Source organism: Tsuneonella sediminis (assembly GCF_051912845.1).
In the GTDB taxonomy this organism is placed as follows: Bacteria; Pseudomonadota; Alphaproteobacteria; order Sphingomonadales; family Sphingomonadaceae; genus Tsuneonella; species Tsuneonella sediminis.
The window spans coordinates 1757428-1770573 of sequence record NZ_JBNCBU010000001.1; the positions used below are offsets into that span (position 1 = coordinate 1757428).

Below are 13146 nucleotides of genomic sequence, written 5' to 3' on the forward strand. Positions count from 1 at the left end.
AGATGACCGCCATCGACCGCAGAAGCGAGTTTCCCGGCCTCAGGACCGCGACCGGGGCGGCGTGGCACTACCTCGATACCGCGGCCACCGCGCACAAGCCGCAGGGCGTGATAGACGCGGTGACGCGCGCCATGGGAACCGACTACGCGACGGTTCATCGCGGGGTCTACGGCCGCTCGGCGCAGATGACGCTCGGCTACGAGGCTGCGCGACGGCGGGTCGCGGCGTTCATCGGCGGCGCGGAGGACGAGATCGTCTTCACCCGCGGCGCGACCGAGGCGATCAACCTCGTCGCCCAGGCGTATCCGGACAAGCGCCGGGTGCTGCTCTCGACGCTCGAGCATCACTCGAACATCGTGCCCTGGCAGCTTGCCGGGTGGCAGGTCGACGTCTGCCCGCTGACTCCTGACGGCACGATCGATCTCGATGCGGCGGCTGGAATGCTGACCCGCGACCACGCGATGGTCGCCTTCGCCCACGTGTCGAACGTGCTCGGCTCCCAGCTCGACGTCGCCCGCGCGGCGGATATCGCCCATGCCGTCGGCGCGAAGCTTCTCGTCGACGGGTGCCAGGCCGCGGCGCGGATGCCGGTCGACGTCTGCGCGTTGGGCTGCGACTTCTATGCCTTCAGCGCGCACAAGCTCTACGGGCCGACCGGGGTCGGTGCGCTCTGGGGCCGCCGGGACCTGCTCGCGGCGATGCCGCCCTGGCAGGGCGGCGGTGCAATGATCGAGCGGGTGACTTTCGAAGGCACGACCTATGCCCCGCCGCCGCAGCGGTTCGAGGCGGGAACTCCTGCCATCGTCGAGGCGATCGGCTTCGCTGCCGCCTGCGATTACGTCGAAGCGATCGGGCGCGAGACGATCGCGCGCCACGAGGCCGGGCTCGTGCGTTCGCTGCGCGATGCGCTGCGACCGATGAACGACATGACGCTCTTCGGGCCAGAGGACAGCGCCGGCATCGTCAGCTTTGCCATGCAGGGCGTGCATCCCCACGACCTCGGCACGATCCTCGACGAAGAGGACGTCGCGATCCGCGCAGGCCATCATTGCGCGCAGCCGCTGATGGACCACCTCGGCGTTCCCGCCACGGCGCGGGCCAGCTTCGGGCTTTACAGTTCGCAGGACGACATCGACGCGCTGGTCCACGGGATCGAGCGCGCCAGAAGGATTTTCTCATGAGCACCGACGCGCAGACCGAAAGCGGCGACACGAAGAAGACGTGGGTTGCAGCTCCGGCGCCGAACGAAGAGGTCGCAAAGCCGCCGCGCGCCCGCGTGTCCGACGCGGTCGAGGAAGAAACCCCGCGCGAAAGCTTCGAGCGCAAGCGCGATTACCTGGAGGGTTTTCTCGCCAGAAAGCCCGAGGTCGCGCACGCCGGGGAGCCGGGCGGAGACCTCTACGAGGCGGTGATCGAGGCGCTGAAGGAGATCTACGATCCGGAAATCCCGGTGAACATCTACGACCTCGGCCTGATCTACGCAGTCGAGGTGACCGAGGACGCCGACGCCAAGGTCACGATGACGCTCACCACTCCGCACTGCCCGGTCGCCGAATCGATGCCGGGGGAGGTCGAGCTGCGCGTCGGCGCGGTGCCGGGGGTCCGCGATGCCGAAGTCGCGCTGGTGTGGGACCCGCCGTGGGGGCCCGACAGGATGACCGACGAAGCGCGCCTCGAACTGGGAATGCTGTGATGCGATCCCCATATCGGAGCCAGCCATGACCGAGAGCAAGCCGAGAACGCGTCCCGCCGCCGTCGTCCTAACCCCCGCCGCCGAGGCGCGGGTTGCGGACCTCATGGCCAGGGCGCCGGCCGATGCGATCGGCGTCAAGCTGTCGACCCCGCGCCGGGGGTGTTCGGGCCTCGCCTATTCGGTCGACTACGTCAGCGAGGAAGCGAAGTTCGACGAGAAGATCGAGACGCCCGGCGGCACGTTCTACATCGACGGAGCGTCGGTGCTCTATCTCGTCGGCAGCACGATGGACTGGGTCGAGGACGATTTCACCGCCGGCTTCGTGTTCGCCAATCCCAACGCCAAGGGCGCGTGCGGCTGCGGCGAAAGTTTCATGGTCTGACAGGCTTCGGTCGCGGCGAGGAGCGCCGCCCGCGGCTGTCCTGACCCGCCGTTACCGCCTCAGTGCCCGGACACACGCCGCGCGGTCGACGTCGAGCCCGTCGCTGGCGCGGCGCGCATCGACGTAGGTCGCGGTGGGCTTCGCGCCGGGGCTTGGCGGGTACAGGTAAACGTCGAGCACGCACGCCTCGCCCGAGAACTGCAACTTGCGGGCATCGCCCTCCCACACATTCAGCCGGGGCGCGCCGAACTGCCGCTGGAGCGCGGCCTCGTCGGCGCCGATCACGCCTTCGACACCGGGCAGGTTCATGATCTTCGCGGAACGGAAGCCGGCGGCGGGTGGGGGCGCTGGCCGGGTCGCCGGGACGCCCGCGACCCGGGTTGGCGCGGGGGTCGATGCAACAGGAACGGCGGTCCCCGACGCGCAGGCCGCCAGCGCTAGCGGCAGGAAAATGGCGAGGTGTTTCACGTGTTCGGTTTCCGGCGATGGACGAGGTGCGTTGCCGCCGCGGCGCCCAGCACCGGGGCGAGCAGGTTGACGAACGGCACCAGCAGGAGCGCCGAAACGATCCCGCCAAGCGCGAAGCGTGTCAAGCCGGAGAGCGGTGGGCCGTCGCCGGGATCTGCCCGGTGGCGAAGCCAGACCATGTCCACGAGCTCGCGCCCGAGCAGCCAGCCGTTGACCGCCCAGAACAGGATCGGCGTCCCGATCCCGGTCGCCAGCAGCACGATCGCAACCGGAAGCGCCAGAGCATTGACGATCACGACGCGCACCATCGCGCGCGCAGCGTTGCGGGCGTCCTCGGCGAACGTGAGGTCGCGCGCCTTTGCCGCCTCGGCGGGATAGTGCCGAACCTCCACCGCGCGCACCACGTCGTCGGCGAAGAACTGCAGCACCGCCAGTGCGACGATGCGAAACCCGAGCCACCCGGCAAGAACCGTGAGCACCACGGCGGCTAGTGCCGACAGTTCGGTGCTGAAGGCCACGTCGAGCGAGACGAGCCAGCGATAGAGCGCGTAAAGGCCCGCGCCGCCCGCCACGAGGACGATCGCCAGCGTCACCGCGATGCTCTTGGCGAGCACCGCGAGCACGCGGCGGTCGCCGAGCTGGCCAAGTGCGAGCGCAAAGGCATGGGCGACCCGGGTCATGTCCCTTTCAGCCCTAGCGCCTCGTTGCCTGAGGGCAACCACCTCCTGCCGCTTGGCCTCGGGCGCGCAAGCCGCTAGGCGCGCCGGGATTTTCGACTTCGCAACCCAAGGATACCCGAGTGACCGATACCCGCACCGAGACGCGTTACGATGTCATCGCGATCGGCAACGCCATCGTCGACGTGATGGCCGCGTGCGACGACGCGACGATCGAGCGGCTCGCGCTCAACAAGGGCGGGATGACTCTGGTCGATGCCGAGGGCGCGGCCCGGCTCTACGACGCGATGGGGCCGGCGAAGGAAATCTCGGGCGGATCGGCGGCGAACACGCTCGCCGGGCTGGCTGCGCTCGGCGCGAAGTGCGCGTTCATCGGCCAGGTCGCCGACGACCAGTTCGGCAAGGTCTTCGCACACGACATCCGCGCCGGCGGGATCGATTTCGACACCCCCGCGCGAGACGCCGAGCCGCCGACCGCCCAGTGCCTCATCTTCGTCACCCCCGACGCGCAGCGGACGATGAACACCTTCCTCGGGGCCAGCCAGTTCCTGCCGGCCGCCGCGCTCGACGAGAGCGCGATCGCCGCGGCGAAGGTCCTCTATCTCGAAGGCTACTTGTGGGACCCGGAAGAACCGCGCGCCGCGATGCGCCGCGCGATCGCGGCCGCCCGCAATGCCGGCCGCGAGGTCGCCTTCACCCTGTCCGAGGTCTTCGTGATCGACCGCCACGGCGACGATTTCCGTGCGCTGATCGACGAGGGCCTGATCGATATCCTGTTCGCCAACCATACGGAGCTGGCCGCGCTGACGGGCAAGAACGACCTCGACGACGGAATCGCGGCGTTGAACGGCAAGGTGCCGACGCTGGTGGTGACCTGCAGCGCCGACGGCGCGGTCGCCGTGCGCGGAGGCGAACGCGCGCGCACCGATGCCGAGCCGACCACGGTCGTCGATACCACCGGCGCGGGCGATCTGTTTGCCGCTGGCTTCCTCTATGGCCACGTCAACGGCGAGCCGCTCGAAACCTGCCTTCGGCGCGGTTCGCTGTGCGCTTCGGAGATCATCAGCCACTACGGTGCACGGCCCGAGGCTGACCTCAGGGCGCTGATGGCCGAGAAGCTGGACTAGGCGGCAGGGGCCGGGGACCCTTCCGCTTCGCGCGCCGCTTCGCGCCAGCCGATGTCCCGGCGGCAGAAGAGGCTTGGCGCATCGATCGCATCGACCGCGGCGTAGGCGCTGGCCTGCGCATCGCGCACGGTCGTGCCCGTCGCAGTGACGCCGAGCACACGGCCGCCGCTGGCGACGAGGTCGCCGGAAGACTGCGCCGTGCCCGCGTGGAACACTTTCGCTCCGTCCGCCTCGGCCTTGCCCAGTTTGATCGCGCCGCCCTTGGCCGGCGTTCCGGGGTAGCCCTCGGCCGCCATCACCACGGTCAGCGCGACTTCCTTGCGCATCTTGACCGGCTGGACGCGTGACAGGCGGTTCTGCGCACAGGCGAGCAGCAGCTCGCCAAGGTCGTCCTCCAGCCGCATCATCAGGGCCTGGCATTCGGGGTCGCCGAAGCGGCAGTTGTATTCGACCAGCTTCGGGCCTTCGCTCGTCAGCATCAGGCCCGCGAACAGCACGCCCGAATACGGCGTTCCCGCGTCCGCCAGCGCGCGCACGGTGGGGGCGATGATCCGCTCGATCACCTCGCCGCGCAGCAGCGGGGTCAGCACGCGCGCCGGGGAATAGGCGCCCATCCCGCCGGTGTTGGGGCCGGTATCGCCTTCGCCCACGCGCTTGTGGTCCTGCGCGCTGCCAAACGCCAGCACGCTGGCACCGTCGGTGAGCGCGAAGAAGCTGACCTCCTCGCCGTCCATGTACTCCTCGATCACGACTTCGGCGCCGGCCTCTCCAAACCCGCCGCCGAACATGTCCGCGAGCGCGGCCTCGGCTTCCTCGCGGGTATCGGCGATCACCACCCCCTTGCCTGCGGCAAGGCCGTCGGCCTTGAGCACGTAGGGGGGCGTGAAGTTCTCGAGAGCGGCGGTCGCGTTGGCGAGCGAGGTCGCCCGCACGTAACCCGCCGTGGGAATGCCCGCCTTCCTGCACAGGTCCTTGGTGAAGCCCTTGCTCCCTTCCAGCTGCGCCGCCGCCCTGCCGGGGCCGAACACGTCGACGCCGTGGGCGCGCAGCGTATCTGCGAGCCCTTCGACGAGCGGCGCCTCCGGGCCGATGACCACGAGACCGATGCGGCGGTCCTCGCAGAACAGCGCGACCGCATCGTGATCCGACGCATCAAGCGACACGAGGTCGGCGTGCTGCGCGATGCCCGGGTTGCCCGGCGCCGCGTACAGCCTATCTCCCTCGTTCGACAGCAGCCGGGATTGCGCGAGCTTCCACGCCAGCGCATGTTCGCGCCCGCCGCTGCCCAGCAAAAGGATGTTCATGCCCGCTCCCGATCTCGACGATGATGGTGACCGAGCGGGGCTGGTAGCGAAGGGGCGCGCCGGGGACAACGCCGAGCCGCTCAGCGTGTCCGAGCTGTCGAACATCCTGAAGCGGACGGTCGAGGACCGATTCGGCTTCGTGCGCCTGCGCGGTGAGTTGTCGGGCGTGAAGCGCGCCGCGTCGGGCCACCTTTATTGCTGCCTCAAGGACGACAAGGCGGTGATCGACGGGGTCATGTGGCGCGGCAGCGCCGAGCGGCTGGCCTTCGTACCCGAGGACGGGCTGGAGGTCGTCGCGAGCGGCAAGCTGACGACCTATCCGGGCCGCTCGAAATACCAGGTGGTGATCGACAGCCTCGAGCTTGCCGGCGAAGGCGCGCTGCTCGCGCTGCTCGAGAAGACCCGCCAGCGGCTCGCGGCAGAAGGCCTGTTCGATCCCGCGCGCAAGCGGCCCTTGCCCTACCTTCCGGGGACGATCGGGGTGGTCACCTCGCCGACCGGCGCAGTAATCCGCGACATCCTCCATCGTCTCGCCGACCGCTTTCCGAGCCGGGTCGTCGTCTGGCCGGTGCTCGTACAGGGGCAGGGCGCAGCGGACCAGGTTGCCTCCGCGATACGCGGGTTCTCGGCCCTTCCCGACGGGCACGGCCTGCGTCCCGATCTGCTGATCGTCGCGCGTGGCGGCGGGTCGATCGAGGACCTGTGGTGCTTCAACGAGGAAGTCGTGGTCCGCGCGATCGCCGCGTGTCCGATCCCCACGATCAGCGCGGTCGGGCACGAGACCGATACCACGCTCGCCGATTTCGCCGCCGATCGCCGTGCGCCGACTCCGACTGCCGCCGCCGAGATCGCGGTTCCGGTGCGGCGCGATCTGGCGAACGCGCTCGCGGACTTCGCGGCGCGCAAGCAGCGTTGCGCGCTGCGTCCCGTCGAACTGGGCCGCGAGCGGCTCGACGCGCGGGTGCGCCGGATGCCGCGGATCGAGGCGTTGCTCGCGCCCCAGGCACAGAAGCTCGATGAACTTGCCGGGCGGCTGCGCCAGGGCCTGCGCGATCGCGCGGCCCAGGCGCGCGAGGCGCTCGGCCGCGATCGCGCGCGACTGTCGCCCTCCCTTCTCAGGCACCGGCTCGAACGGGGCCGGGACCGGCTGGCGGCGAGCGTGCGGCTGATGGCCTCGCTCGACCCGGACGCGGTGCTCCAGCGCGGCTACGTCCGCGTGACCGGCCCCGATGGCCGCACGCTGACCGATGCAGGCGCCGCGAGGGGGGAGTCCGCGCTCACGCTGCGGTTTCGCGACGGCCCGCTCGAAGTTGCGCCGCTTGCCGGGGCGCGCCGCAGGCCCGCCGGGGGATCGGCGGCGCGGCAGAAGGAACCGCCTGCCCGGCAGGACGATTTGTTCGGTTGAACGCGAAATGGTAGGACCCGCTCCATGTTGATGAATTCGAGCGATCGAGCGGCAGAGCTGATCTATGGCCCCAACGGATTCCGCGTGATGCGGCCCGGCAACCACGTCGTCTGCGCGGCCAGCGGCGCGGCGGTACCGCTCGAGGAACTGCGCTACTGGAGCGTCGAACGCCAGGAAGCCTACGCCAGCGCGCAGCACGCCACGCGGAGGCTGCTCCCCGAGTGAACACGCGTCCGGTCGCGATCGTCCCGCTGGTTCTTTCCGCCTGCGTGCCCGCAGGCGCGCCGCCCGCGCCCGAGAGCGCGGCGGTCGTGCAGCCGGTGCGCCAGCCAGCGCCCACGCCCACCCCCTCCGGCCCGACCACCTTCGTTTTCGACGGCCAGCTGACCCAGGGCGGCTGGATTCGCGGCCAGGCGCCCGCCGGCACCCGTACAGCCACCCTCAACGGCACATCGTTGAGGCTGGACCCGCAGGGCCGTTTCTTCGCCGCGTTCGACCGCGACGCGGGCCCCTCCGCGACACTGGTGGCCCGGCTGGCCGACGGGCGCGAGGTGAAGAGCCCGCTGACGATCGCCCCGCGCGAATGGAACATCGAGCACATCGACGCTGCTCGCCTGCCCAGCGGACCGACCGAGGCGTTCCTGCGCATCCGCCGCCCCGAACTCGCGCGCATTCGCGCCGCGCGGGAGATGGACCACGATGTCGGGGGCTGGACCCAGCCGTTCGCCTGGCCGGTCAAGGGGCGCATTTCAGGCCGGTTCGGGTCACAGCGGGTCTACCGCGGCGAACCCGGTTCGTACCACTCGGGGCTCGATATCGCGCCGGGTGGCGGCACGCCCTACGTCGCGCCAGCGGACGGGGTCGTGGTGCTGGCCGCGACGAGCCCCTTCTCGCTCGAGGGCAACCTGCTGATGATCGACCACGGGGGCGGGCTCAACAGCGCGTTCCTGCATTCGCGGTCGCTCGCAGTGAAGGAAGGTGATCGGGTCAGACAGGGCCAGCTGCTCGGCCATGTCGGTGCGACCGGCCGGGCCACGGGGCCGCACCTGCACTGGTCGCTCGAATGGCAGGGCGCGCGTCTCGACCCGCTGCTGTTCCTGCCGCCGCAATAACGGTCCGGCCCCATATGCGAAAAGGGCGCGCGGACCGAAGTCTCGCGCGCCCTTTCGGCCAGCCTGAACGCGAATCAGGCGGCGGCCTTGTCGGCCTTCTTCAGCTCGCGCTTCACCTTGAGCGCGCCCGCCGAGAGCTTGTCGTCGCTGGTCTTGAGCAGCCACGCATCGAGCCCGCCGTTGTGCTCGACCGAGCGAAGGCCCTGGGTCGACACGCGGAACTTGAAGCTGCGGTCGAGCTTCTCGCTCATCAGCGTAACGTTCTGCAGGTTCGGCAGGAAGACCTTCTTGGTCTTGTTGTTGGCGTGGCTCACGTTGTGGCCGACCTGGCGGCCCTTGCCGGTGAGTTCGCAGATGCGGGACATGACAAATCTCTTCGATAAGCTGTGACGGCAGTGCCGGGAAAGGCGCGCGCTTAGCGAGGCACTCGCGAATCGTCAAGCACCTGCTAGGGGCAACGGGTGACCAGATGGCCGCTGCCCGAACCGATGAAACGTGCGCTCGCGCTCGCACAGGCGGCGGCCGAGGCCGGCGAGGTGCCGATCGGCGCGGTCATCGTCAAGGCAGGGCGCGTCGTGGGCGAAGGTCGCAACGCCCCGCGCGCCGATCATGACCCCACCGCGCACGCGGAAATCGCCGCGATCCGGATGGCTGCCAAGGTGCTCGAAAACGAGCGGCTGACCGACTGCGAGATGTTCGTGACGCTCGAACCGTGCGCGATGTGCGCCGGCGCGCTCGTGCACGCGCGAATCGCCCGCCTCGTCTATGCCGCGCCCGATCCGAAGGGCGGGGCGGTCGCCCACGGCGCGCGGGTGTTCGACCACCCACAGGCGCTCCATAGGCCCGAGGTGGTGAGCGGCGTGGGAGAGGCGGAAGCCGCGGAACTGCTGCGCGGTTTCTTTCGCCAACGCCGCTAGAGGCCGCGCCAGATCTTCATCGGTGCACTGTCGCGGGCGCCGGTGCGCCGCCGGTCGCACGCCTCCGGCATGAAGTTCCGCCCGTAGCAGAGCCGCAGTTCCTCGAGCCACCCGCGCCGGTTGAGCTTCACGCCGACAGATTCGCGCGGCCAGGCCGGGTTGGCACGGATCCAGGCGTCGCGCAGTTGGCCCGCCGTGAGGCCATCCTCCTTCGACAGCCGGTCGAGATCGGGCAGGCGGAGGCTGTCCCAGAGAATACGGGTCACCCGGAAGTAGGTCCGCGGCGCTCGCACCATGCAGGCGCCGTGCTTGGCCCATTCCTTCGCCTGCATCCGCGCCGAGGGCATCATGCACAGGTTGCGGCGAACCTCGGCGGGCGATGGCCTGCGCGGGTTCGGGCACCACTGCGGCCATCCTGCGCGGCCTTCCGGCCACAGGCCATGGACGACTAGCCCGAAGCGTCCGCTCCGGCCCGAGCACTGCATGGCATCCGCGCGCCTCGTCTCGCGGCCCTTGCAGAACTCGGGCGCCCAGCTCAGCGCCAGGGTATAGCCGGTGACCGGTACGTTGCGCGCAGGTCCATCGGGGCGCACCTGCGGGACCTGCACGCCCTGGGGAACGCGGCACTGGTAGGCCTGCGCCACTGCCGGGGCGGCGGCCACCGCGCACAGGGCGGCAAGGCTAGTCGAAAGTCGCAGTATCGAGTTCGCCCGCTTTCGAGAACCACGCATTCGCCGACGGCAGGAAGAGCATGGTCGCCGCGACGAGGCCGAGAGCCATCGCGGCAAGCCAGGTCGCCGAAACGAAGTCGGCGGTGCCGGCCTCCAGCACGATTGCAACGGCCCACGCCGCCTTTGCAAGGAGGAACGCCGGCACCAGCCAGCGCGCAAGGCGTAGCGCGAAGAACCACACGAGGCCCGTGGTCATCAGCGCGATCGTCAACCGCACGCTCGATCCGATGATGGTCCCGTCGCGGATCGCGCGCGGCAGCGCGGGGTCGGCCAGTTCCGCCATTCCGTCGGCAAAGCTCAGCAGCGCGGCGCCCGCGAACAGGACCGCGAAGGCCCGGATCGGCCACGGCCGCTGACCCTTACGCGCTCTCACAGCGGGGTGAAGTCCAGCCCGATGTCGGCGGCTGGCGCGCTCTGCGTCAGGCGGCCGACCGAGACGTAGTCGACGCCGGTCGCCGCCTTGGCGCGGATCGTGTCGAGGTTGATCCCGCCGCTCGCCTCGGTCGGCACGCGGCCCGCGACCTGCCGGACTGCTTCGCGCAATGTGGGCGGGTCCATGTTGTCGAGCAGCAGCCGGGTGGCCCCCGCCACTATCGCGGGCTCGATCTGGTCGATCCGGTCGACTTCGCAGATGATCTCGCCGATCCCCGCATCGACCGCACGGCGCACTGCTTCCTCGACGCTGCCGGCGACGAGGACGTGGTTGTCCTTGATCATCGCGGCGTCCCACAGGCCCAGCCGGTGATTCGCCGCACCGCCCATGCGGGTGGCGTATTTCTCGAGATGGCGCAGGCCGGGGATCGTCTTGCGCGTGTCGAGCAGCGTGCAGGCGGGATTGTCCATCGCGCGCACGTATTCGCGGGTTAACGTGGCGATTCCCGACAGATGCTGCACCGTGTTGAGCGCGCTGCGCTCGGCGGTGAGCATCGCGCGGGCGTCGCCGGCAAGGCGCATGAGGTCGGTTCCCGGCGAGACTTCGTCACCTTCGTCTGCCAGCAGTTCGATCTCGATGTCCGGATCGAGTGCACGGAAAAACGCCTCGGCAACCGGAAGCCCCGCGACGACGATCGCATCGCGGCTGTCCATCACGCCCGAAAACCGCGCGCCGGCCGGGATCACGCTCTCGCTGGTGACGTCGCGTCCGCCGCCCGGCACTCCCACGCCGAGGTCCTCCGCCAGCGTGTCGCGCACGAAACGGTCGAGGTCGAACCCCTCGAGATGCCAGCCTTCAGTGGACAAAGCGGGCTACGACGTCGCGGTAGCTGCGGCTCACCTTCACTTCGGCGCCACTCTCGAGCACCAGAAAGCATTCGCCGTTCGTGTGCGGGCGCACCTGGCGGACCTGGTTGAGGTTCACGATCGTCGAGCGGTGAACGCGCTGGAAGGTGCGCGGATCGAGGCGGCGCTCGAGGTCCTTCATCGTCTCGCGCAGAACGAGGCTGTTGTTGCCGGTGGAGATGACCATGTAGTCGCCGGCGGCCTCGATGTGCTCGATCGAATCGATCTCGACGCGGAAGATCTGGCCGCGGTCCTTGATGTTGATGAGCTTCTCGTAGCGGTCGGCGCTTTCGCCCGGAGCCTCGTCGGCGGCGAATTCCTGCGCCGCGTCGGGGGCAACCTCGCTCAGCACGTTCTTGAGCTTCTCAGCCTCGTCGGCGCTGCGCTTCTCGGCAAGGCGCTGGCGCACCCGCTCCACCGTATCGGCGAGCTTGTCCTCGTCGACCGGCTTCATCAGGTAATTGACCGCGTTGGCCTCGAACGCGCGGATTGCGTGCTCCTCGAACGCCGTGACGAAGACGAACAGCGGGGGCTCGATCTCCATCACGCCCTTGACTACGCTGAACCCGTCGAACCCGGGCATCTGGATGTCGAGGAAGACGAGGTCGGGCTTTTCGGTCTTGATTGACCGGATCGCCTCGCGGCCATTGGCGCAGGTGCCGATCACTTCGACGTCGTCGAACTTGTCGAGACGGAGCTGGAGGCCCTGGATGGCGAGCTTCTCGTCGTCGACGATCAGGGTGCGGATGGTCATGCGGCTGTTCCAATCGATCGCGGCTCGGGCCGCGGGGCGTTAACGGGTTCGGCCGGCGCGGGTTTCGCCGCGCGGGCCGGTTCCACCTTCTCGGCAGGTTCGTACGGGATCTCGATGATCACGGTGAAACCGCCTTCGGGCGGATTGCGGATTTCGAAGCGGTGGTCCTCACCATAGGCCTGGGCAAGACGGTCGCGGATGTTGGCAAGGCCGACGCCGGTCGACACCGTCCTGCCCACGCCCGCAAGAGAGTTCGGATAGCTGGCGCGGGGCGCTCCCTCGCGCAAGCCCGGGCCGGTATCCGACACGGCGACGCGCAGCCGCCGTCCGACGAGTTGCGCGGTGAGCGAGATGCAGGCGCCTTCTTCCTGCGGGCTGACGGCATACTTGATGGCGTTCTCGACCAGCGGCTGGAGCAGCATCGACGGCAGGCAGGCGTTCGCCGCCTCCGGGTCGACGCGGAACTCGGTGCGCAGGCGTTCCTCGAAGCGCATCCGCTCGATCCCCAGGTACAGCTGCAGCGTCTCGACCTCCTGTGCGACGGTGACCTTGCTGCCCGGTTCGCTGACGAGAGTGTGGCGCAGGAATGCCGACAGGCGGGTGAGCATCGCGTTAGCCGGCTCGGTCTGTTTGAGCAGCACCAGCGTCGAGATCGAGTTCAGCGTGTTAAACAGGAAGTGGGGGTTGAGCTGGTACCGCAGCATTGCGAGCTGTGCGCTGGTCGCCTGCGCCTCGAGCCTCTCGAGCCGGTCGGCCTGCTCCTCGACCTGGAGGAAGAAATTGATCGCGTAATAGAGCGCCGACCACGCGCCGAGCAGGGTGCCGTCGAGGAACACCAGCCCGACGATCCGCTGCGCGAAGGTCATGTCGCGGATGCCTGAGTAATAGATGCCCTGCAGCCAAGAATCGATCGCTGCATAGATCGCCACGGCGCCAGCGAGCACCAGTGCCGACATGGTCCACGTCACCACCGGGCGACGCTGGATGAGCTGGCCGTAGATCACGCTCAGGATCAGGCTGATGGCGAACCCGGTGATGACCTGCACCAGCACGACGAGCAGCAGGTCCCACGGCTGCTGGTTGGCAAGCGCGGACATCGACCGCAGCACCAGCACCCCGCCCCAGCCCGCGAACTGCAGGTTCCAGAAGGCGGCGTTCTTGTTGTCGAAGAACGGCGCGGGGCGGAAGGGCAGCATCATCGGCATCGCGGGTTCTCCCCTAAACTAGTTCCGGGTCCGCGTCAGACAAGTTTTGCCATCGGGGGCGGCGATGGGGTAAACCGGCCGCCAGAGGAGAGA

17 protein-coding genes are annotated in these 13146 nt (G+C 69.2%); 8 read left to right on the forward strand and 9 right to left on the reverse strand.

Annotated elements, in window-relative coordinates; genetic code table 11:
• Positions 1-2: 2 nt before the first annotated feature.
• From ACPV3N_RS08915 to ACPV3N_RS08925, 3 genes are read left to right on the forward strand one after another with little or no spacing between them, the layout of a single operon-like run.
• Positions 3-1181, forward strand: a complete 1179-nt coding sequence (locus tag ACPV3N_RS08915) for an aminotransferase class V-fold PLP-dependent enzyme (RefSeq protein WP_440117510.1) — start codon at positions 3-5, stop codon at positions 1179-1181.
• Positions 1178-1693: an SUF system Fe-S cluster assembly protein gene (locus ACPV3N_RS08920; RefSeq protein WP_440116761.1), complete on the forward strand. Its 516-nt coding sequence runs from the start codon at positions 1178-1180 to the stop codon at positions 1691-1693. The genes ACPV3N_RS08915 and ACPV3N_RS08920 overlap by 4 nt, the downstream gene beginning before the upstream one ends.
• Before the next feature lie 25 nt (positions 1694-1718).
• Complete coding sequence (locus tag ACPV3N_RS08925) at positions 1719-2075, forward strand: HesB/IscA family protein (RefSeq protein WP_440116763.1); 357 nt, start codon at positions 1719-1721, stop codon at positions 2073-2075.
• 51 nt (positions 2076-2126) lie between these two features.
• Here the strand turns inward: ACPV3N_RS08925 and ACPV3N_RS08930 are convergent, their stop codons facing one another.
• The gene (locus ACPV3N_RS08930) at positions 2127-2543 is read right to left on the reverse strand and encodes a hypothetical protein (protein WP_440116765.1); all 417 of its coding nucleotides are present in this window, start codon (positions 2541-2543) and stop codon (positions 2127-2129) included.
• Positions 2540-3223: an EI24 domain-containing protein gene (locus ACPV3N_RS08935; protein ID WP_440116767.1), complete on the reverse strand. Its 684-nt coding sequence runs from the start codon at positions 3221-3223 to the stop codon at positions 2540-2542. Before ACPV3N_RS08935 ends, ACPV3N_RS08930 begins: the two co-directional genes overlap by 4 nt.
• Positions 3224-3408: 185 nt before the next feature.
• Here ACPV3N_RS08935 and ACPV3N_RS08940 point away from each other — a divergent pair, with 185 nt between their 5' ends.
• Positions 3409-4347, forward strand: a complete 939-nt coding sequence (locus tag ACPV3N_RS08940; protein ID WP_440117512.1) for an adenosine kinase — start codon at positions 3409-3411, stop codon at positions 4345-4347.
• On the opposite strand, the gene purD is transcribed toward ACPV3N_RS08940, so the two are convergent.
• A complete protein-coding gene (gene purD, locus ACPV3N_RS08945; RefSeq protein ID WP_440116769.1) occupies positions 4344-5651 on the reverse strand; it encodes a phosphoribosylamine--glycine ligase in 1308 nt (435 codons plus the stop codon). The genes ACPV3N_RS08940 and purD overlap by 4 nt on opposite strands.
• On the opposite strand from purD, the gene xseA reads away from it, so the two are divergent.
• Genes xseA through ACPV3N_RS08960 form a run of 3 tightly spaced genes read left to right on the forward strand, consistent with a single transcriptional unit; the run spans position 5650 to position 8168 of the window.
• Positions 5650-7056, forward strand: a complete 1407-nt coding sequence (gene xseA, locus ACPV3N_RS08950; RefSeq protein WP_440116771.1) for an exodeoxyribonuclease VII large subunit — start codon at positions 5650-5652, stop codon at positions 7054-7056. The two genes, purD and xseA, sit on opposite strands and share 2 nt — an antisense overlap.
• Before the next feature lie 24 nt (positions 7057-7080).
• Positions 7081-7281: a DUF2093 domain-containing protein gene (locus ACPV3N_RS08955; protein WP_440116773.1), complete on the forward strand. Its 201-nt coding sequence runs from the start codon at positions 7081-7083 to the stop codon at positions 7279-7281.
• Positions 7278-8168: a M23 family metallopeptidase gene (locus ACPV3N_RS08960; protein ID WP_440116775.1), complete on the forward strand. Its 891-nt coding sequence runs from the start codon at positions 7278-7280 to the stop codon at positions 8166-8168. The genes ACPV3N_RS08955 and ACPV3N_RS08960 overlap by 4 nt, the downstream gene beginning before the upstream one ends.
• 74 nt (positions 8169-8242) lie before the next feature.
• Here the strand turns inward: ACPV3N_RS08960 and rpmB are convergent, their stop codons facing one another.
• Complete coding sequence (gene rpmB, locus ACPV3N_RS08965; protein ID WP_440116777.1) at positions 8243-8533, reverse strand: 50S ribosomal protein L28; 291 nt, start codon at positions 8531-8533, stop codon at positions 8243-8245.
• 96 nt (positions 8534-8629) lie between these two features.
• Between rpmB and tadA the strand changes: the two genes are divergently transcribed.
• The gene (gene tadA / locus ACPV3N_RS08970) at positions 8630-9085 is read left to right on the forward strand and encodes a tRNA adenosine(34) deaminase TadA (RefSeq protein ID WP_440116779.1); all 456 of its coding nucleotides are present in this window, start codon (positions 8630-8632) and stop codon (positions 9083-9085) included.
• On the opposite strand, the gene ACPV3N_RS08975 is transcribed toward tadA, so the two are convergent.
• From ACPV3N_RS08975 to ACPV3N_RS08995, 5 genes are read right to left on the reverse strand one after another with little or no spacing between them, the layout of a single operon-like run.
• The gene (locus ACPV3N_RS08975) at positions 9082-9747 is read right to left on the reverse strand and encodes a ribonuclease T2 family protein (protein ID WP_440116781.1); all 666 of its coding nucleotides are present in this window, start codon (positions 9745-9747) and stop codon (positions 9082-9084) included. The two genes, tadA and ACPV3N_RS08975, sit on opposite strands and share 4 nt — an antisense overlap.
• Positions 9748-9766: 19 nt before the next feature.
• Positions 9767-10189 carry a hypothetical protein gene (locus ACPV3N_RS08980; RefSeq protein WP_440116783.1) on the reverse strand — a complete coding sequence of 141 codons (423 nt, stop codon included), beginning with the start codon at positions 10187-10189 and terminating at the stop codon, positions 9767-9769.
• Positions 10186-11055 carry a carboxylating nicotinate-nucleotide diphosphorylase gene (gene nadC, locus ACPV3N_RS08985; protein WP_440116785.1) on the reverse strand — a complete coding sequence of 290 codons (870 nt, stop codon included), beginning with the start codon at positions 11053-11055 and terminating at the stop codon, positions 10186-10188. The genes ACPV3N_RS08980 and nadC overlap by 4 nt, the downstream gene beginning before the upstream one ends.
• Entirely contained in the window at positions 11045-11848 is an 804-nt protein-coding gene (locus tag ACPV3N_RS08990) for a LytR/AlgR family response regulator transcription factor (protein ID WP_440116787.1), read from the reverse strand. The genes nadC and ACPV3N_RS08990 overlap by 11 nt, the downstream gene beginning before the upstream one ends.
• On the reverse strand, positions 11845-13053 hold the full coding sequence (locus ACPV3N_RS08995) for a sensor histidine kinase (protein ID WP_440116789.1): 1209 nt from the start codon (positions 13051-13053) through the stop codon (positions 11845-11847). Before ACPV3N_RS08995 ends, ACPV3N_RS08990 begins: the two co-directional genes overlap by 4 nt.
• Positions 13054-13146: the final 93 nt, after the last annotated feature.

Excerpts from the sequence above, each read along its gene's own strand:
- ACPV3N_RS08915 (WP_440117510.1), top strand. The coding sequence starts at position 3 with ATGACCGCCATCGACCGCAGAAGCGAGTTTCCCGGCCTCAGGACCGCG.
- ACPV3N_RS08920 (WP_440116761.1), top strand. The coding sequence starts at position 1,178 with ATGAGCACCGACGCGCAGACCGAAAGCGGCGACACGAAGAAGACGTGG.
- ACPV3N_RS08925 (WP_440116763.1), top strand. The coding sequence starts at position 1,719 with ATGACCGAGAGCAAGCCGAGAACGCGTCCCGCCGCCGTCGTCCTAACC.
- ACPV3N_RS08935 (WP_440116767.1), bottom strand. The coding sequence starts at position 3,223 with ATGACCCGGGTCGCCCATGCCTTTGCGCTCGCACTTGGCCAGCTCGGC.
- ACPV3N_RS08940 (WP_440117512.1), top strand. The coding sequence starts at position 3,409 with ATGGCCGCGTGCGACGACGCGACGATCGAGCGGCTCGCGCTCAACAAG.
- xseA (WP_440116771.1), top strand. The coding sequence starts at position 5,650 with ATGCCCGCTCCCGATCTCGACGATGATGGTGACCGAGCGGGGCTGGTA.
- purD (WP_440116769.1), bottom strand. The coding sequence starts at position 5,651 with ATGAACATCCTTTTGCTGGGCAGCGGCGGGCGCGAACATGCGCTGGCG.
- ACPV3N_RS08955 (WP_440116773.1), top strand. The coding sequence starts at position 7,081 with ATGTTGATGAATTCGAGCGATCGAGCGGCAGAGCTGATCTATGGCCCC.
- rpmB (WP_440116777.1), bottom strand. The coding sequence starts at position 8,533 with ATGTCCCGCATCTGCGAACTCACCGGCAAGGGCCGCCAGGTCGGCCAC.
- ACPV3N_RS08990 (WP_440116787.1), bottom strand. The coding sequence starts at position 11,848 with ATGACCATCCGCACCCTGATCGTCGACGACGAGAAGCTCGCCATCCAG.
- ACPV3N_RS08995 (WP_440116789.1), bottom strand. The coding sequence starts at position 13,053 with ATGCCGATGATGCTGCCCTTCCGCCCCGCGCCGTTCTTCGACAACAAG.